The 18,891-nt window shown below is 65.8% G+C and carries 13 protein-coding genes; 10 read left to right on the top strand and 3 right to left on the bottom strand.

What is annotated here, in order from left to right:
- Positions 1-11: 11 nt before the first annotated feature.
- The 3 genes from LI72_RS17500 to LI72_RS17490 all read left to right on the top strand — a co-directional run bounded on the left by LI72_RS17500 (position 12) and on the right by LI72_RS17490 (position 3,168).
- Complete coding sequence (locus LI72_RS17500; protein WP_033927260.1) at positions 12-1,010, top strand: 4-hydroxyproline epimerase; 999 nt, start codon at positions 12-14, stop codon at positions 1,008-1,010.
- Positions 1,011-1,017: 7 nt separating this feature from the next.
- Positions 1,018-1,677: a GntR family transcriptional regulator gene (locus LI72_RS17495; protein ID WP_033927259.1), complete on the top strand. Its 660-nt coding sequence runs from the start codon at positions 1,018-1,020 to the stop codon at positions 1,675-1,677.
- 75 nt (positions 1,678-1,752) lie between these two features.
- Positions 1,753-3,168 (top strand): amino acid permease, encoded by a 1,416-nt coding sequence (locus tag LI72_RS17490; protein ID WP_033927258.1) that lies wholly within the window; start codon positions 1,753-1,755, stop codon positions 3,166-3,168.
- A 59-nt stretch (positions 3,169-3,227) separates the two neighbouring features.
- Here the strand turns inward: LI72_RS17490 and LI72_RS17485 are convergent, their stop codons facing one another.
- Positions 3,228-5,474, bottom strand: a complete 2,247-nt coding sequence (locus LI72_RS17485) for a hypothetical protein (protein WP_197051959.1) — start codon at positions 5,472-5,474, stop codon at positions 3,228-3,230.
- Positions 5,475-5,752: 278 nt separating this feature from the next.
- On the opposite strand from LI72_RS17485, the gene LI72_RS17480 reads away from it, so the two are divergent.
- From LI72_RS17480 to LI72_RS17465, 4 genes are all read left to right on the top strand, one after another.
- A complete protein-coding gene (locus tag LI72_RS17480; RefSeq protein ID WP_033927256.1) occupies positions 5,753-8,674 on the top strand; it encodes a TonB-dependent receptor domain-containing protein in 2,922 nt (973 codons plus the stop codon).
- 123 nt (positions 8,675-8,797) lie between these two features.
- Positions 8,798-10,399, top strand: a complete 1,602-nt coding sequence (locus LI72_RS17475; RefSeq protein WP_231562521.1) for an amidohydrolase family protein — start codon at positions 8,798-8,800, stop codon at positions 10,397-10,399.
- The gene (locus LI72_RS17470; RefSeq protein ID WP_443018132.1) at positions 10,396-11,988 is read left to right on the top strand and encodes an aldehyde dehydrogenase (NADP(+)); all 1,593 of its coding nucleotides are present in this window, start codon (positions 10,396-10,398) and stop codon (positions 11,986-11,988) included. Before LI72_RS17475 ends, LI72_RS17470 begins: the two co-directional genes overlap by 4 nt.
- A 118-nt stretch (positions 11,989-12,106) precedes the next feature.
- Entirely contained in the window at positions 12,107-13,642 is a 1,536-nt protein-coding gene (locus LI72_RS17465) for a flavin-containing monooxygenase (RefSeq protein ID WP_033927254.1), read from the top strand.
- Positions 13,643-13,645: 3 nt separating this feature from the next.
- Here the strand turns inward: LI72_RS17465 and LI72_RS17460 are convergent, their stop codons facing one another.
- Positions 13,646-14,452: a DUF4163 domain-containing protein gene (locus LI72_RS17460; protein ID WP_052130178.1), complete on the bottom strand. Its 807-nt coding sequence runs from the start codon at positions 14,450-14,452 to the stop codon at positions 13,646-13,648.
- A gap of 46 nt (positions 14,453-14,498) precedes the next feature.
- On the opposite strand from LI72_RS17460, the gene LI72_RS17455 reads away from it, so the two are divergent.
- The 3 genes from LI72_RS17455 to argC all read left to right on the top strand — a co-directional run bounded on the left by LI72_RS17455 (position 14,499) and on the right by argC (position 17,921).
- Positions 14,499-15,911 carry a leucyl aminopeptidase family protein gene (locus LI72_RS17455; protein WP_033927253.1) on the top strand — a complete coding sequence of 471 codons (1,413 nt, stop codon included), beginning with the start codon at positions 14,499-14,501 and terminating at the stop codon, positions 15,909-15,911.
- Between the two features lie 109 nt (positions 15,912-16,020).
- The gene (locus tag LI72_RS17450) at positions 16,021-16,986 is read left to right on the top strand and encodes a C40 family peptidase (protein WP_033927252.1); all 966 of its coding nucleotides are present in this window, start codon (positions 16,021-16,023) and stop codon (positions 16,984-16,986) included.
- Positions 16,983-17,921 carry an N-acetyl-gamma-glutamyl-phosphate reductase gene (gene argC / locus LI72_RS17445; RefSeq protein ID WP_156139700.1) on the top strand — a complete coding sequence of 313 codons (939 nt, stop codon included), beginning with the start codon at positions 16,983-16,985 and terminating at the stop codon, positions 17,919-17,921. The genes LI72_RS17450 and argC overlap by 4 nt, the downstream gene beginning before the upstream one ends.
- Before the next feature lie 19 nt (positions 17,922-17,940).
- Here the strand turns inward: argC and LI72_RS17440 are convergent, their stop codons facing one another.
- Positions 17,941-18,867 carry a sensor domain-containing diguanylate cyclase gene (locus tag LI72_RS17440; protein ID WP_231562520.1) on the bottom strand — a complete coding sequence of 309 codons (927 nt, stop codon included), beginning with the start codon at positions 18,865-18,867 and terminating at the stop codon, positions 17,941-17,943.
- Positions 18,868-18,891 lie beyond the last annotated feature (24 nt).

Here is an 18,891-nt window from a genome sequence, read left to right as displayed (position 1 = left end):
CGATCTTCATAGTGCGGCACACATTCTTCTGCATCGACGGCCATACGGCGGGCAATCCTGTCCGCCTGGTGGTCGGCGGTGCGCCGCTGGTGCGCGGCCATTCGATGGCCGAACGGCGGATGGACTTTATCGAGCGGTTCGACTGGATCCGCACCGGGCTGTGCTTCGAGCCGCGCGGGCACGACATGATGTCGGGCGGGTTCCTCTATCCCCCGACCCGGTCGGAAAACGACATCGGCATCCTGTTCATCGAAACATCGGGCTGCCTGCCGATGTGCGGTCATGGCACGATCGGCATGATCACGTTCGGGCTGGAACATGGTCTCATCAAGCCGCAGGTCCCCGGCCAGTTGAAGGTCGAGGTGCCCGCAGGTGACATTGCCATCGAATATATCCGCGATGGCGACCGAGTGACATCGGTGCGGATTCGCAACGTCCCCGCCTTTGTCGCGGCAGAGGGCGTGACGATCGACGTTCCGGGCCTGGGTCCGCTCAGCATCGACATCGCGTATGGCGGCAATTTCTACGCGATCATCGAACCGCAGCCCGGCTATCCCGGGCTCGATGCGCTGGGCGCGGCGCGACTGGTCGAGCTTTCGCGGCAAATCCGCGCGATCCTGCGCGAGACGATCGAGCCGGTGCATCCGCTGGACGACCGCATCCGCGGCGTGACGCACGTCCTGTGGGCGGATGGTCCGCGCGGCGACGGTGCCGATGGCCGCAACGCGGTGTTCTATGGCGAACGCGCGATCGATCGCTCGCCCTGCGGTACCGGCACCTCGGCGCGGCTGGCGCATCTGGCGCACCAGGGCAGGCTGAGGGTCGGCGACAGTTTCGTGCATGAAAGCTACATCGGCAGCCGCTTCACCGGCCGGGTGGAAGAGGCGGTCCTGCTGGGCGGACACAAGGCGATTATCCCTTCGATCCAGGGCTCGGCGATCAGCACCGGCTTCAACACGATCTGGATCGATCACAAAGACCCCTTTTGGGAAGGCTTCTCTGTGATATGAGGGCGGCATGAGTATCATCGTGCGCAATCTTGCCGAACAGCTGGTCGATGTGGTTCGGGACCGAATTCTCACAGGTGTCGTGGCCCCCGACCGACCGATCCGGCAGGATGCGCTGGCGTCCGAACTGGGGGTCAGCAAGATCCCGTTGCGCGAGGCTTTGGCTCGGCTGGAGCAGGAAGGGCTGCTGGTCTCGCAGGCCAACCGCGGTTTTACCGTCCGCCCGCTGAGCGCTGCCGAGGCCGAAGAGGTCTATGCGCTGCGGCTGAAGCTGGAGCCCGAGATGATCGCGCTGGCGGCGCGCACCGCAACCGCGGTGGATCAGGCGCGGGCCTGCGAATTTCTCGACAAGATCGACACCATGACCGATTCGCTGGGCGAAGGCGTCGGCGCGTTCAACCGCGGCTTTCACCTCGCCCTGCTGCGCCCGGCCAACCAGCCGGTGACCTTCACCATCCTGGAACGGCTGCACGTGCTGTCCGAACGCTATGTCCGCAAGCATCTGGAGCCCTTGGGCCGCGACGAGCGCGCCAACGAGGAGCATCGCGAGATGCTGGAGGTCTGGATGGCGCGCGACGAACGCAAGATTGCCGCGCTGACCGTGGTTCATATCGGCAAGACGCTCGATGATCTTCGGCTGCAGTTGAAGACCGACGAGAAGACCTACTGAATCGCCGTCGGCGGATCAGGACCGGATCAGCAGCAGCGACACGACAACCGGCTGCACAAAAAAAGGGACGCGCACATGGGGATTTGGGGGCCGATCAAGCCGATCGTTCAGGCGGCTGACGCGCCTGCGGGCAGCAGGCTGAAGCCGACACTGTCATGGCCGCACCTGATTGCGCTGGGCGTCGGGGCAATCGTCGGGACTGGCATCTACACGCTGACCGGTGTCGGAGCGGAGCGCGCCGGACCGGCGGTGATCCTGGCATTCGCCATTGCCGGCGCGGTGTGCGCCTGTGCAGCGCTGGCCTATGCCGAGCTGGCGACGATGATCCCGACGGCGGGATCGGCCTATACTTATACCTATTCCGTCGTGGGCGAGACCCTGGCCTGGGTGGTGGGGTGGAGCCTCATTCTCGAATATTCGCTGGCCTGTTCGACCGTCGCGGTCGGCTGGTCGGGCTATCTGGTCGGCTGGCTGCAATCGGCAGGGGTGGCCCTGCCCGAAATGCTGCTCGCCGGACCGCACGCCGGCGGCATCATCAACCTGCCCGCTGTCGTCGTGTCGCTGGCGATTGCCGGCATGCTGATGGCGGGCACGCGCGAAAGCGCCACGCTCAACATCATCCTCGTCATCATCAAGCTCGCGGCGCTGACCGCGTTCATCGCGCTGGCCGTGCCCGCATTCGATGCAGACAACCTCACCCCGTTCATGCCCTATGGCTTTGGCAGCACGGTGCAGGACGGCTCGACGCGCGGCGTGATGGCGGCAGCGGCGATCGTGTTCTTCGCGTTCTACGGCTTCGACGCGGTGGCGACCTCAGCCGAGGAAGCGCGCAATCCGGGGCGTGATCTCACCATCGGCATCATCGGGTCGATGGCGGTGTGCACCCTGATCTACATGGCGGTGGCGCTCTCGGCGATCGGCGCGATGTCGTATCTGACTTTGGGTAATTCGCCCGAGCCGCTGGCGCTGGTGCTGCGCACATTGGGCCACCCGACCGCGTCCTATCTGGTCGCGCTCGCGGCGCTGATCGCGCTGCCGTCGGTGATCCTCGTGATGATGTACGGGCAGAGCCGGATCTTCTTCGTGATGGCGCGTGATGGCCTGCTGCCGCCGGTGCTTTCGCGCGTGTCGCCCAAGACCGGCGCGCCGGTGCTGGTGACGGGCATCACCGGGGTGTTCGTCGCCGCCGTCGCGGGCTTCTTCCGCCTCGACGAGATTGCCGAGCTCGCCAATGCCGGGACGCTGCTGGCGTTCATCGCCGTCGGAGGCTGTCTGATGGTGCTGCGCAAGCGCGCGCCCGAACTCAAGCGCGTGTTCAAATGCCCACAGCCCTATCTGGTCGGCACGCTGGCGATCCTGGGCTGCCTGTATCTGCTGATCAGCCTGCCGTCGCAGACGCTGGTGCGGTTCGCGCTGTGGAACGTGGCGGGGCTCGCCTTCTACTTCCTCTACAGCCGTTCGCGCAGCCTCGCGCGCAGCGAGACCGCCTGACACCGCATCCTGGCCTCCGCAGCGCCCGATAGCCGGGCCCAGCGGAGGCGGGACGTGCGTTACCCGGTGTAGCGCGCGGCGATCGTCATCCGGCCCGATGCCCTGAGCAGGCGGACTTTTTCGCCCTCGACTTTCAGCGGTGCGCCATTCGCTGTCACCTCGGTGAGCTTTGCGCCCTTGGGCAGGCGCAATGTCAGCCAGGTGGCGGGGGCCGCCGCATTGTGCAGCACGACCTCGCCCTCGATGAGGCCCGATCCCCCCGTCATCCGCACATCCACCTTGCCCCAGCGCGTGGGTGCGCCGATGATCGCCACCGGCTTGCCCGATGTCAGCCAGTCGCGCGGTGTGGCGCGCAGCAGGTGCAGGCCGTCGCCATCCTCGAACACCAGCATCCAGCGCACCAGCTTGGGGATGGTCAACTGCGCGGGAATGCAGAAGATCGGCATCATCCCGGTGATGCCTGACACCTCGCCCGCGACCCAGCCGCCCGGTGTGTGGTTGTGATAGCGATGGCTGTAGAGGAACAGCAGATACTCGCTGATCCGGTCGAGCCGCAGCAGCTGCATCGCATAGCCATAGGATATGAACCCCAGGATATCGCGCCCGCCGGGCCGCGCTCGGGTGATGTTGGCGACAACGCCCAGGGTGGTGCCGCCATGGCCCTTGAGGCAATCGATCACCAGATGGGCAAGGTCTGCTGGCAGAACATCGGCATGGAGCAGCTCGGCATAGACGCGGTGCGGCCAGCCCTGTTCGCTCTGCCCCTTGGCGAGCGCCTCGCGAAAGGTGTCCTTCCGGCCCGGCAGCGGTCCGACATAGGGCGGTGAAAGATCGCGGCGGATATTGGCGCGCAGGCTTTCGATCAGCCGCTGGTTGAGCCGGTCGGCGCGTGCGGAGAGCGCGGCAGGGTCGCCCGCGCCGATGCGATCGGCGATCTCCGCCAGATCGCGCCAGCCGCGCACCGCAAAGGCGGAATTGGCATAATAGGGCTTCCACCACAGCGAAGGGTCGGGAAACAGACAGGCGTCGCTCTCGTTCCAGCCGGCGATCAGGCCGTGCTCTGGGTCGCTCGCGGGAAGCTTCAGCGCGATGTCGTGCAATTCTGCCAGCAGGGCTGCGGTCTCGCGCAACTTGGGCGCGTGGCGGCGGACCGTCGCCTCATCACCTGTCAGATGCAGGTAGCGCGCGACCAGGCTCAAGGTCAGGCCGAACTGCCCGACCTGCGGCCCGCGCATGTCGACCATGCCATCGTTCGCCACGAACTCGTCGAAAAACTGGTCGAGCACGGCGCGCGCCTGCGCGAACCTGCCCCATTCCAGATTGGCCGAGAGCGACGAGGTGAAGGTGTCCTGAAACCCGTCATATTCGCTGCCGTAATAGTCGCGATCCACCACGCCATATTTGGGATAGACCCCGCCGGGCCGCACGATGATCTCCTTGGCAAAGGCATGCGCGACCATGTCGCCCCAGCTCGGGTCGGGCAGGGTGACAGGCACCAGGTCGTCGAGCTCTGCCGCCCAGTAGCGGGCAAAGCGCAGCAGCGCGCGATAATAGGCGTCGGCGGCAGGATCGACGCGGCGCGGGGCGAAATCGGCATGGCTGTCGCCGAACGTCTCCTTGACGATCCGCCCGTTCTCGATCTGCTGGGTCCGGTGCCAGGTATGGACATAGAAGCGGCCCTGATAATCGACATCGGCAAAGCACAGCAGGTCGTAATGCCCGCCTTCGGGGCGCTCGATGACCTTGTGGATGGCGGGCAGCCATCCGCCGAGCATGCCCTCCTTGCGCCGCGGGGCCAGCCTGTCGCCAGTCAGCGGCGGAAAATCGTGCTCGGGGCGATAGGTGCGGCTGCGGCCGTTGGGGAAGATCGGCATGGTATCGCCCGCCTGCCGGGTGCCGACAAAGCCGGTCCACGGCATCCGCGTGCCGAACTCGTCCATCTTGAGCGCACTCGCCAGCGGCGGCGCGGCGCGGCGCACCTGTTCAGGGTCCGGATCGCCCTTCGCGAGCAGCGCTTCTGCCAGCAGATCGGCATCGGCCATGGCGATCGTGGCAAGGTCCATGCCCAGATAGGCCGGGCCGTCATCGGCATAGGCGGCCTCCAGCCGCTTGGCCAGGGTGATCGCCTCACCGGTCGCGGATACAAAGCGGATCGCGCCTTCGGGCGAGCGGCGGTCTTCCCATACGGTCCAGCCTGTGCCGCCATCGTCGAAGCGGGCCACGCGGACAAAGCCCGTCGTTGCGGAATCGCTCGCGAATTGCCGGGGGGCGGCAGTCTGACCCTGGGCCGCGGCAGGCAGTGCCACCGCGCTGGCCGTTCCCACCCCTGCGATCTGAAGGAAAAGCCGCCGGTTCAAAGCGACAATCCGCATGCGCTGGTCTGCGGCGACGAGGCGTCAGAGCCGTTGGACGGGCACGCGGCATGGGGGGTCGGTTTCATCAAAAATGCTCCCTGTCGAAGCGCCGGTTGACACGAATCGAATCCCGTATACATTATTTCGTATACCAAAAAAGACAAGCAGGAGCCGTTTCAACCAAAAGCGCGCACGGACCCCAAGGGCCGGCATTTCAGGGAGCATAGTCAATGATCGATCGTCGCAGTCCCCTTTTCCGGTCTCTTCGCACCGCGTTGCTGGGCACCAGCCTTGCCTGCATTCCCGGCACGCTTCTGGCGCAGGAGGTGCAGCCCGCACCGGACGCCGAAGAAGCCGCAGAACAGCCCATCGTCGTCACCGGCTCGCGCCTGTTGCGCAGCGACCTGCAGGCGCCCAGCCCGACGACGGTGGTGTCGGAAGCCGACATCAGGCTGTCCGGCAACGTTACCATTGAAAACACGCTCAACGAATTTCCGCAACTGGCGGCAGGTAACAGCTCGAGCGTCAACAATGGCGGTGGGTCGGGTGTTCTCACAGCCAACCTGCGCGCCTTGGGCGCGACGCGGACCCTGGTCCTCACCAACGGCCGCCGCTTCATTCCCGCCAACTCCGATGGTCAGGTCGATCTTTCGACCATCCCCGACGCGCTGGTCGAGCGAGTCGAGATCATCACCGGCGGCGCATCGGCAGTCTACGGATCGGATGCGATCGCAGGCGCGGTCAACTTCATCCTCAAGCGCGACTTCCAGGGCCTGGAACTGAGCTATCTCTACGGCCAGACCTTCCGCGACGATGGCTTCAGCCACAAGGTCGATGCGACCTTTGGTGCCAATCTCGACGAGGGGCGGGGCAATGTCGTCTTCTCCGGCTCCTACACCCGGCGCGATCCGGTGTTCCAGTCGAACCGGGGCTTTGCGCAGATTCCGCTCGATACCGTCAACGGCCAGCTCGTCCCCGGTGGTTCGGGCAACGTGCCGGGAACGCGCATCGCCTTGTCGGCAACGCAGCGCGCGCGACTGGTCGGCGTCAACCTCACCCCGGCAGGGGCGTGCACCGCGCTCACCAGCATCCAGTTCCGCGAGAACGGCACGCCCAGCCCCTATTGCACGCCGGAAAACGCCTATAACTATGCGCCGTTCAATTATCTGCTGCGCCCGCTCGAGCGCTTCCAGGGGTCGATGCTGGCGCGTTATGAGCTCGCGCCCAATGTCGAGGCGTTCGCCGAGGCCTTTTATGTCAACGTCCGCAACGTCCAGTCGCTCGCGCCGGAAAGCTTCGTTCCGCTGACCCCGGGCGCGGCATCGTCGACGCTGCTGCTGCAGAACTATGCGACCAATCCGATCCTGCTGCCCGCGGTCCGGCAGTTCTTCATCAACAACCGCGCGCTGTTTGATCCCGATGGTGATGGCACCGCCGCGATCGTCGGGGCGGCGCGCCGCGCCGATGAACTCGGCACCCGTGACAGCTTTTTCGAGCGCAACTCGTTCAACCTGACGGGCGGCGTGCGCGGATCGTTTGACGTCGGCGACAAGCCGTTCTCGTGGGAAACCTTCTACCAGTATCAGCGCAACCGCACCGACACGCGCGGCGAGGGGCTGATTTCGCTGTCGCGCCTGTCGCAGGGTCTCAACACCACGGTCAATGCTGCGGGCCAGGTGGTGTGCGTCGATCCGTCGCGCGGTTGCGTGCCGACCAATATCTTCGGCTTCAACACGATCACGCCGGAAGCCGGCACCTTCCTCACCCCGCCGCGCGTGTCCGATGACGAATTCGAACGCCAGGTCATCGGTGCCTCACTGTCGGGAACGCCGATCACCCTGCCGGGCGGCGATGTCGCGGTGGCACTGGGTGTCGAATATCGCAAGGACCGCTATCGCTTCGAGCCCAGCCCGCAGGATCTGGCGGGCGAATACGGCCCCGGATCGCAGAGCCGCCTGCGCGGCGAGTTCGACGTGAAGGAAGTCTTCGGCGAGATCCGCATCCCGATCTTCTCGGATAGGCCGTTGCTGGAGACCGTCGCGATCGAAGGGGCGGCGCGCTATTCGGATTATGGCGGCGACAACGGCACTGTCGGCGGCGTGTTCACCTGGAAGGTGGGCGGCGAATATGCGCCGTTCGACTGGATGCGCTTCCGCAGTGCGTACAACCGTGCCATCCGTGCGCCCACGCTCAACGAACTGCGCTCGCCGATCACCCTCGGCTTCAGCTCGGGGACCGATCCGTGCACGACATCGGCCCGGCCCAGCGCGGCACAAAAGGCGCTGTGCGTTACCCAGGGCATTGCCGCAGGCGACATCGACACCTTTACCCAGGCCGCGCTTGGCGTCACCGTCCGGTCGGGCGGCAACCCCAATCTGCGTGAGGAAAAGTCGAAGACCTTCACCGTGGGCGCGGTCATTTCTCCGCCGTTCCTCAGCCGGCTGAACATCACCGTCGACTATTTCAAGATCTCGGTCGATGGCGCGATCAGCTCGATCAATGCCAACCAGACGCTGGCGGATTGCTTCACCACGCTGGCGGCCAATGGCCCGACCTGCCAGTCGATCATCCGCCAGCCCAATGGCCAGATCGATTTCGTCTCGACCCAGCTCAACAACATCGGCTCGCTCAAGGTCGAGGGCATCGACGCCCAGATCGATTACAGCCTCCCGGTCGATGGCCTGTCGCTGACCGGGGACAGCGCGACGCTGCAACTGTCGGCGGTGGCGAGCTGGATGTTCGAGCGATCGCTGCAGGTGATTGCCAATGCCGCCCCGATCGACTGCGCGGGCCGGTTCGGCAACGGCTGCATCGGCACTGGCACCTTCGGCGTGCCCGATTTCAAGCTCAACCTTTCGACCACCTATGCCAGCGGCCCGGTGACCTTGCGCGCGCAGGGCCGCATGATCGGCGAATTCAAGCTGTATCCGGGCTTTGTCGCCGCGGTGCAGAAGGCCTCGCCGCAATGGTATTTCGACCTGTCGACCAACATCGAGCTGGGCAAGTTCGACCTGTTCGGCGGGATCGACAACCTGTTCGACAACCAGCCGCCGATCCTGGGGACCGCGCTGTCGGGCGATGCCAATACCGACCCCTCGCTGTATGATGTCATCGGCCGTCGCTTCTTCATCGGCGCACGGGTGAAATTCTAGGGCCTGCATCGATATCCGGCATTTGCTGCTGGCGCTTTGCCAAATGCCGGATATCGTCGGGTGCAGACAGAACAGGGGTCTGGGGACATGCGGATAACGCGCACAATTTTCACGACATTCGCCATGCTGGCACTGGTGGGCACGAGCTCGGCGCAGTCACTGGGGGTGGCGCAGCCCCGCGAGGTGGCCGACCCGATTCCGGCGCGCACCTTGGGCGAAGGGCCCTGGCCCCGCACCGTCTTGCGCAACGCGATCTATGTCGATGGCACTGGCGCGCCGGCGCAGGGCCCGGTGGACATCGTCATCGAGAACGACCGCATCGTCCAGATCGCGGCGATCGGATCGCCCGGTGCGATCGAGGAGTCGCGGCGGCCCCCGCGCGGAGACAAGGAATATGACCTGGCGGGCCATTATGTCCTGCCCGGTTTCGTCGATGCGCATGTCCATCTCCATACCTTGAGCGACGGGCAGGGCGTTCCTTCCGATTATGTGCTCAAGCTGTGGCTGGCGCATGGCATCACCACCGCGCGCAATGTTGGATCGTCGGAAATGTCGATCGAGCAGCAGGTGGCGATCAAGGGCCGGCTAGCACGCAACGAGATCGTCGGACCCCGGCTCGATGTCTATCCGATGTTCCAGCAGATCGGCCTGCCGATCCGCACCGCCGAGCAGGGCCGGCTGGCGATCCGCGATGCCAAGAGGCGCGGCGCGGACGGTATCAAGTTCATCGGCGGCAGCGAGCCTGCGCTGATCGCGGCGATCGAGGAAACCAAGAAGCTGGGCATGCATTCGACGATGCATCACGCCCAGGGCGTCGTCGCTTATGCCAATGTCCTGCGCACCAGCGGCGCGGGCCTCGAATCGATGGAGCATTGGTACGGCCTGCCCGAGGCGATGTTCACCGACCAGAAGCTGCAGGACTGGCCAACCGACTTCATCAACACCGACGAGCAGATGCGCTTCGGCGAGGCGGGGCGGCTGTGGAAGCAGACCGCCAAGCCGGGATCCGACAAATGGAACGAGGTGATGGAGACGCTGCTCGAACGCGGCTTCACGCTCGACCCCACGTTCACCGCCTATCTCGCCAGCCGCGACCTGATGCGGATGAGCCGGGCGACCTGGCACAATGAATACACCATGCCCGCGCTGTGGGACTGGTACCGCCCCAGCCGGATCAACCACGGGTCGTACTGGTTCGACTGGACCACCGAGCGCGAGATGGACTGGAAGGAAAACTACCGTCTGTGGATGACGTTCGTGAACGAGTACAAGAACCGCGGCGGACGCGTCACGGTCGGGTCGGACGCGGGCTATATCTACAACACTTATGGCTTTGGCTATGTCCAGGAGATGGAACTGCTGCGCGAGGCCGGGTTCAGCCCGCTCGAGGTGATCAACTCTGCCACCCAGCAGGGTGCACGGCTGCTGGGGCATGACGCCGATATCGGCACGATCGAGCCCGGCAAGAAGGCGGACCTCGTGATCGTGAAGGGCAACCCCATTGCCAATCTGAAGCTGCTTTTCGCTACTGGCACGCTGAAGCTCGACGATGCGACCGGCAAGGCACAGCGCGTGGGCGGCATCGCCTGGACGGTGAAGGACGGCATCTTCTACGAAGGCAAGGCGTTGCGCGCCGATATCCGCGCCATGGTGGCGCGTTCCAAGGCCGAGCGCGAACTGCCGCCGGGCTACATGACCATCGAACAGGAAGATCTGACCCAGTGAATGCGACCACAGTGACGTTGACCGGCGAGTTCTTCATTGCCGGCGAGCGGCGCGGGACGGGCGAGACCTTCCACGCCTATGACCCCGCGAGGGGTGCAAGCATCGAGGGTATCGGCTTTTTCAGCGCGACCGATCAGGACGTTGCCGATGCCTGCGCCGCAGCCGAAAACGCAGCCATTTCCTATGCCGATCTTCCGCTGGAGCGCCGCGCGGCGTTCCTCGAAACGATCGCGTCCGAGATCGAGGCGCTGGGCGACGCATTGCTGACCCGCGCCTGTGCCGAATCGGGCTTGCCACTGGCGCGCATCACCGGCGAGCGGGGACGGACCTGCGGACAGTTGCGGCTGTTCGCCGCCGAAGTGCGCGACGGCCAGTGGCTCAAGTTGCGCATCGATCATGCCGATCCTGCGCGCACCCCGCCCAAGCCTGACCTTCGCCTGCGGATGATCCCGCTGGGCCCGGTCGCGGTGTTCGGCGCGTCCAACTTCCCGCTCGCCTTCTCGACCGCAGGTGGCGACACCGCCTCGGCGCTGGCCGCCGGCTGCCCGGTCGTGGTCAAGGGTCACCCTGCGCACCCCGGCACCGCCGAACTGGTCGCAGGCGCGATCACCAGAGCCGCGGCGCACACCGGAATGCCCGCAGGAGTGTTCAGCCTGGTGACCGGCACGGGCAACGCGATCGGTGCGGCCCTGGTCGCCGATCCGCGCATCCAGGCGGTGGGCTTTACCGGATCGCGCAGCGGCGGCGAGGCGCTGATGAAGATCGCCGCCGCCCGCCCGCAGCCGATCCCGGTCTATGCCGAAATGTCGGCGATCAACCCGGTCATCCTGCTGCCGGCAGCGCTGGCCGCCCGGAGCGAATCGCTGGCGGCCGGCTTTGTCGGATCGCTCACCATGGGATCGGGCCAGTTCTGCACCAATCCTGGGTTGGTGCTGGCGCTGGAAGGGGCGGGGCTGGATGCCTTCCTCGGCGAGGCAGGCCGCCTGGTCGAAGCACAGAACCCGCAGACCATGCTCACCGCCGGCATCCATTCGGCCTATGAAAAAGGCAGCGCTGCGCTCGCCGCGACGCCCGAGGTGCAGACCATCGCCCGCGGTATCCACCCCACCGGTCCGCACGAAGGCCGTGCCGCGCTGTTCAGCGTGACCGCCGCCGACTGGCTGGCGCGCAGCGAATTGCAGCACGAGGTGTTCGGCGCATCGTCGATCGTGGTGCGCTGTGCGGATCGCGAAGAGCTGCTCGCTGTGCTGCGTGGTCTCGAAGGCCAGCTCACCGCGACGCTGCACATGGACAAGGCGGATCTCGTCGATGCTCGCGCGCTTTTGCCCCTGCTCGAACGCCGGGTCGGCCGCATCCTCGCCAACGGCTGGCCGACGGGTGTCGAGGTGACCCATGCGATCAACCATGGCGGACCGTATCCGGCGACGTCCGATGGCCGCACGACATCGGTGGGGACGCTCGCCATCGACCGCTTCCTGCGTCCCGTGGCCTATCAGGACATTCCCGACGCGCTTCTGCCCGATGCGCTTCGGGACGGCCACCAGCCGGGTGTGCTGGCGCGGATCGATGGCGCATGGCATCTCGCCTGAACGCAAAATATGGCCGGTGCGGTCCAATACCAGTTGCAATTCACAACGATGTCAGCAAGGTTGTGTCAGTAAGCGAACAGAACCGCGCCCCAGCGGTCCGCGACTGGAGAGCCACGTCATGAAGCATGAAAAGCCGTCCGATCTCAAAGCCGCTGCCCATGTCGACGTACTGATCATCGGTGCAGGCATTTCCGGCATCGGCATGGCGGTGCATCTCAAGGAAAAATGCCCGGACCGGAGCTTCGCGATCCTTGAGCGGCGCAGCGATATCGGCGGCACCTGGAACCTGTTCCAGTATCCTGGCATCCGTTCGGACAGCGACATGCACACCCTGGGCTTCGAGTTCGAACCCTGGCGCGAGCAGAAGGCGATTGCCGATGGTCCCTCGATCCTCAGCTATCTGCGCCGCATCAAGGACGAGCGCGGGCTCAACGATCATATCCGCCTGGGCCACAAGGTGCTGTCGGCGAGCTGGTCGAGCAGCGAGGCGCGCTGGACGATTGCCGCTGAGGTCGAAGGCCAGGGGGATCAAGGTCCGAGCGTGCAGCATCTGACCTGCAACTATCTGTTCATGGGCACCGGCTATTACGATTATGACGAGGGCTATGACCCCGCGTTCGAGGGCCGTGACAGCTTTGGCGGCGAGATCATCCACCCGCAGTTCTGGCCCAAGGGCTTCGACTATACCGGCAAGCGCGTCGTCGTGATCGGATCGGGCGCGACGGCGGTGACCATCGTGCCGTCGATGACCGACCGGGCAAAGCACGTCACCATGCTGCAGCGGACCCCGACCTGGTACTGGAGCCGCCCCGCCAAGGACTGGCTCGCCAATACGCTGCGCAGCATCATGCCCGACGAATGGGCCTATCGCTTCATCCGCTTCAAGAACGTGCGGATGCAGCAGATCTCGTTCAAGCGCGCGCGAGAGAACCCCAAGAAGGTCGGCGATTATCTGCTCAAGCGGATCCGCAAGATCATGGGCAACAAGATGCACGAGCCCGATTTCCAGCCGCCCTACGGCCCCTGGGAACAGCGGCTGTGCCTGGTGCCCGATGGCGACATGTTCAAGGCGATCCGCGACGGCAAGGCCGATATCGTGACCGACCACATCGACCGCTTCACCCCCACCGGCATCCAGCTCAAATCGAGCAAGCATCTCGACGCAGAGGTCGTGATCACCGCGACAGGGCTCAAGCTCGCGATGGCGGGCAAGGTCGACTTTACCGTCGATGGCCAGCCGGTCGATTTCACCCGGCATTTCTATTACAAGGGCTGCATGTTCAGCGATGTGCCCAACATGGCCATCGTCTTCGGCTATCTGAACGCGTCGTGGACGCTCAAGGTCGATATCGTCGCCGATTTCGTCTGCCGCACGCTCAACCACATGGCGGCGACCGGAACCGAGATCGCCGTGCCTGCCCTGGGCAGCGATGGCCCGGTCAACGAGGAGGAGATCTTCGATTTCTCCTCGGGCTATGTCCAGCGTGCGCTGCACATCCTGCCCAAGCAGGGCGATCGCATGCCCTGGCGGCTCAACCAGGATTATCTGTTCGACCGCAAGGTGCTGCGCGAGGAAGCCGTCGCCGATGGCGTGCTGGCCTTCCGCAAGGCGCAGGCGGAGGTGGATGCCCCCGCGGCCATTGCTGCCGAATAGTCCTTATTCGGCGGCGGGGCTGAACGCCGCGCGATATTCGGGCTTGATCCCGGCGACCGCCGCCGCAGTGACGGGCAGGCTGATTTCGTACACGCCTTCGACATAGGGCCCTGCGACATAGGGCGCTGCGATGAACATCATCCGGTCAAAGCCGGTATTGCCGACGGCAGACGGAATGATCACCAGTTCATCGAACGGCGGGCAGGCGTTGAACATGTCGTCCGCCTCGCCCGCATATTCGCCGCGCCGCTCCAGCCGCTCGGAATTCAGCGCATCGCAGTATCGCTCGCGCATCGGCTGCAGCGCGGCCTTGATGTCGGTGAACAGACCCTCGATCGGCACCCGCCGCGTTGCCGCCTTGTCCCAGAGCAGCGCCTCATAGCCGGTATTGCCATGCGCCCCGCCGGAAAAGGTGCTGATCTCGGCCAGCATCGCCAGCAGCGGTGCGGTATTGCCGGTGGTGGTCCAGGTGACACCCATCATGTGCGGGTTGAACGGATAGTCGTTGGCCGCCGCATCTTTCTCGGCCTCTTTGGTCTCCGTCTCCAGTTCGGCAAGACTCGCCGCGCGCTGCTTGTCCAGCATCGCGGCGAGCGCAGGCACGGCGGCGGCCTCGGCCGGATAGCTGTAGCTGAAGCTGAAGGCCTTGGTTTCACGCTCGAACGAGACAGGCTTGGCACTGGCCGTGGCGGCCTTGGCAGGCTCTGCCTTGCTGGCCTGCGGTGCCTCCTCGCCGCACGCGGCCATCGCGGGCAGAGCCAGCGTCAGCAGCGCGGTCAGCGCAAGGTGTGCAGGTTTGCAAAACGCCATGATTCTCTCTCGCCGTTGGGTGTCATAATGCTGTAAGACCCCAACAATGATTGATTTGTCTCACCTCGTCCAGCCGGACCTTGGCCAGTCCGCGCGCCCCGTTCATCTGATCGACAAGGCAGGGCTGGCCGATTGGCTGAATGCCGCGCCGCCGCGCATTCGCAACCATCTCGCCGCGATGCGTTTTACCGCGCGCCCGCACGAGCTGGTGCTGGTGCCGGGCGACCATGCCGATGACTGGGCGGTGGTGCTGGGCGTCGCGGATGTCCGAAACCTGCGTCCCTGGTGCCTTGCCAAGGTGCCCGAGGTGCTTGCGGCCGGACATTACCGTCTTGCCGGTGATGTCCGCCCGGGGCAGGCGCTGATCGGCTGGGCACTCGCGCAGCACCGGCTCACCGCGTACAAGAAGCCCGACGAGAACCCGCAAGGCCCGCGCGTGCTGCTGACCAGCGATCCGGCGCGGCAATCGGATGCGCTGGCCGAAGCCGAAGCCACCGCCTGGGTGCGCGATCTGGTCAACACGCCCGCCGAGGACATGGGGCCTGCCGCGCTGGAATCCGCCGCCGAGGAGCTGGCGCGCGCGCACAATGCCGTGCTGGAGGTGACGCGCGGCGATGCGTTGGCGACCCAGTACCCGATGATCCACGCGGTCGGCCGGGCGGCGGCGCGCAGCCATGCGCCGCGCCTCATCGAACTGCACTGGGGGCGCGAGGATCATCCCCGCGTGGCGATCATCGGCAAGGGCGTGTGCTTCGACAGCGGCGGGCTGGATATCAAGTCGGCCGCGGGCATGTTGCTGATGAAGAAGGACATGGGCGGCGCGGCGCATGCGCTGGCGCTGGCGCAGCTGATCATGCGCGCCAGGCTGCCGGTGCGGCTGCACATGTTGGTCGGCGCGGTCGAGAACGCGATTTCCGGCAATGCTTTCCGCCCCGGCGATGTGCTCAAGAGCCGCAAGGGCATTACCGTCGAGATCGGCAACACCGATGCCGAAGGACGGCTGGTGCTGGCCGACTGCCTGGCCAAGGCCAGCGAGGGATCGCCCGACCTGATGATCGATTTTGCCACGCTGACCGGCGCGGCGCGGGTGGCGGTGGGGCCCGATCTGCCCGCCCTGTTCGCCAACAGCGATCCGCTGGCCGAGGGCCTGATCGCCAGCGGCATGGCGGTGGGCGATCCCGGCTGGCGGCTGCCGCTCTGGGCGGGTTACGAGGACATGTACACCAGCGACATTGCCGATATCGGCAACAGCGGCGGGTCCTTTGCCGGCGCGATCACCGCGGCGCTGTTCCTGCAGCGCTTTGTCGGCGAGGGCGTGCCCTGGGCGCATTTCGATACCTACGCTTGGCGTCCGACGCCGCGTCCCGGGCAGCCCAAGGGCGGCGAGGCAATGGGTCTGCGCGCCAGCTGGCATTATCTGCGCGGCCGTTATGGCGATGCTGGCCAGGGCGCTGCGTGACGGGGCTTGGACAAATGGGTGCAACTCGTCTATCTGGCCCGCCAGCCCGCTGCCAGCCACAGGTGCAGGCGATATTCACGACGCACCATCGCGCAGAGGACCGGGGTTCTTGACACATTCGACACGTATTTCGGCGGACGCAACGCCGGTGGATGCCGGGACGGTGCTGGCGGACGCGTCGGATACCTCCCCCGCGCCGATCCGCCAGTTCGTCCTGAGCGGCCCGGTTGCCGATTACGACCCCCGCGTGACCGCGATCCGCGGCGATCTGGCCGATATCGCGCTCGCCGGGCGTTTCTTCGCGCCGCATTATGTCGCACCGCAGATTCACCGCGCGCTGGCCGATGGGGCGATGCTGCGCAAGGCCGGGGCTGGCGATGCCGAAGCGGTGAGCCAGCTGCTGCCGGGCGAGGCGTTCGCGCTGCTCGACAGTGCCGGCGAATGGGGTTGGGGCTATGGCTGCCACGATGGCTATTGCGGCTATGTCCGGCTGGACAGCATCGCGATGGACGTCTCCGAACCGACGCACGTCGTCCACGCCCGCAGCGCGCTGGTGTTTGCCGAACCGTCGATCAAGACGGCGATGGTCGCAGCATTGCCGATGGGCGCCGCGATTGCGGTGCTGGGCACCAGCGACTGCGGCAAGTTCTGGCAATTGGCTGAAGGCTGGATGTCGGTGCGCCATGCCATCGCGCTGACGGACCGCAATTGCGACCCGGTCGACCGGGCGCTGCAGCTGGTGGGCGCGCCTTATCTCTGGGGCGGACGCGGCGGCGATGCGCTCGATTGCTCGGGGCTGGTCCAGCTGGTGCTGGCGCTTGCAGGGCACGATGCGCCGCGCGACAGCGACCAGCAGCGCAGCTCGCTGGGGCGTGCGCTGGCCGATGACGAGCCATTGCAGCGTGGTGACCTTGTGTTCTTCCCCGGCCATGTCGGCATCATGCGCAATGGCGATACGCTGATCCACGCCAATGCCCATTGGATGCAGGTGGTGGCAGAGCCGCTCGCCGATGTGATCGCCCGCTTCCCCGAAACCACGCCGCAGCCGGTGCTGGCGCGCAGGAGGATCGGCTGATGCCCAGCCTTTTTATCGATGGAGCTGCCGGAACTACCGGCCTTGAAATCGCCGAGCGGATGGCCGGGCGGGGCGAGTTCCGCCTGATCACGCTGAGCGATGCTGATCGCAAGAGCGTGTCCGCGCGCGCCGCCGCGATCCAGGATGCCGATTTTGTCATCCTGTGCCTGCCCGATGCGGCGTCGCGCGAAGCGGTGGCGCTGGGCGAAGGTGCCGCGACCCGTTTCATCGACGCCTCGAGCGCGCACCGCGTTGCCGATGGCTGGACCTATGGCTTTGCCGAGCTGCGCACTGGTCAGCGTCAGGCGATTGCGCAGGCGCGGCTGGTCAGCAACCCCGGCTGCTACCCCACCGGCTTTCTGGCGCTGGTCGCGCCGCTGGTGGCGGAAGATCTGCTGCCCACCGACCATGGCTTCATCGTCAACGCGGTCAGCGGCTATTCGGGCGGCGGCAAGGAGCTGATCGCGCGGATGCAGGTCGATGCGCCCGAGATCGGCTTTCGCGCCTATGCGCTGGGGCTGGAGCACAAGCACCTGGCCGAGATGCAGGTGCATGCCGGGCTCAGCCGCGCGCCGCTGTTTGCGCCGGCCGTGGTCCGCGCATTTCGCGGCATGCTGGTCGATGTGCCGCTGTTCCTCGATCCGGAGCTGGGCTTTGCCGATGCGCGGCTGCTGCACCAGGCGCTCGCCGATCATTATGTGGACGAGCCGCTGGTCAGTGTCGCGCCGATGGGCTCTGCGCCCGGCGAACTGCTGCTGAGCGAGGGCGATGCGCCGACGGATCGGCTGTCGCTTTATGTGCTGCCCAGTGCCGATGGATCGCAGGTGCGGCTGATCGCGATGCTGGATAATCTGGGCAAGGGCGCGAGCGGCGCTGCGGTGCAGAACCTCAACATCATGGCAGGGCTCGACGAACTGGCGGGCCTGCGCGCCTAAGGTCTCAGCGCGGGCGGCTCTAGCGCGCGCGCTTGGCGGCATAGAGCGCCTGGTCGGCGCGCATGAACATCGCCTCGGCATCGTAGGAAATGGCGTTCTCGGCCTTGGCGATGCCATAGCTGGCGCCGACTTCGAGCAAGGCGTCGTTCCACAGGATCGGCGTCTTGAGCAAGGCCACCGCGCCTTCGACGCGGCGAAACAGCCGCTGCAGGTTGCGGTGGCTGGGAAGCAGCACCGCAAATTCGTCGCCGCCGATCCGCGCGACCATCAGCGCATCGGGAAACGCCTGGCGGATGCGCTGGCCGAACTGCACCAGGCATGCGTCCCCTGCAACATGGCCGAACCGGTCGTTGACCTGCTTGAAGCCGTCGACATCGAACAGCACCAGCGCGCCCAGCGGCCGGAAACCCAGTGCGGTGCGGGCGGAATCGAGAAAGCGGGACTGGAACACGGCGCGGTTGGACAGCCCGGTCAGGCTGTCGGATTCCGCCGATTGCTGCAGCAGATCGCGCTCCAGCCGCTGGCGGGTGATATCTTGCTTGGTCCCGGTCAGCCGCGCAGGACCGCCGGAATCGCATTCGACCTGCGCGACGATCTGGATCCAGCGCATCGCGCCATCGGGGCGGGTGATGCGGGCATCCAGCATGAAGCCCGAAGCCCGCTCGATCGCCCGCGAACGGACCCGTTCGAGCGCTTCCAGCGACTCCCGGTCATAAAGCTCGACAATTTCGCCGCGCCGGATATCCGGCCGCGGGGTCACCCCGAAAATGTCGTAGACGCTGGGCGTCCATGCCAATCGTTCGGTCCTGAGATCGCATGCGAACACGCCGATGCCTGCCCGGTCGAGGCTGTTGACGATCTGGGCCGGGTTGGGCTGGGGGATCAGCGCGCAGGGCAGGGCGTCATCCGCCACGCCATCCCAGGCGTCGGCGTCGATTCTGCCCAAATCGGTGAGATGCCCATCCATAAT

This window comes from Sphingomonas sp. 35-24ZXX (assembly GCF_000786215.1).
Lineage (GTDB): Bacteria > Pseudomonadota > Alphaproteobacteria > Sphingomonadales > Sphingomonadaceae > Blastomonas.
Note: the sequence above shows the minus strand (reverse complement) of the source record. Positions and strands in the feature narration are given on the sequence as shown.

What these genes read in the sequence shown, in the direction of transcription:
- LI72_RS17495 (WP_033927259.1), top strand. Translation starts at nt 1,018, where the DNA reads ATGAGTATCATCGTGCGCAATCTTGCCGAACAGCTGGTCGATGTGGTT.
- LI72_RS17490 (WP_033927258.1), top strand. Translation starts at nt 1,753, where the DNA reads ATGGGGATTTGGGGGCCGATCAAGCCGATCGTTCAGGCGGCTGACGCG.
- LI72_RS17480 (WP_033927256.1), top strand. Translation starts at nt 5,753, where the DNA reads ATGATCGATCGTCGCAGTCCCCTTTTCCGGTCTCTTCGCACCGCGTTG.
- LI72_RS17475 (WP_231562521.1), top strand. Translation starts at nt 8,798, where the DNA reads ATGCTGGCACTGGTGGGCACGAGCTCGGCGCAGTCACTGGGGGTGGCG.
- LI72_RS17465 (WP_033927254.1), top strand. Translation starts at nt 12,107, where the DNA reads ATGAAGCATGAAAAGCCGTCCGATCTCAAAGCCGCTGCCCATGTCGAC.
- LI72_RS17460 (WP_052130178.1), bottom strand. Translation starts at nt 14,452, where the DNA reads ATGGCGTTTTGCAAACCTGCACACCTTGCGCTGACCGCGCTGCTGACG.
- LI72_RS17455 (WP_033927253.1), top strand. Translation starts at nt 14,499, where the DNA reads ATGATTGATTTGTCTCACCTCGTCCAGCCGGACCTTGGCCAGTCCGCG.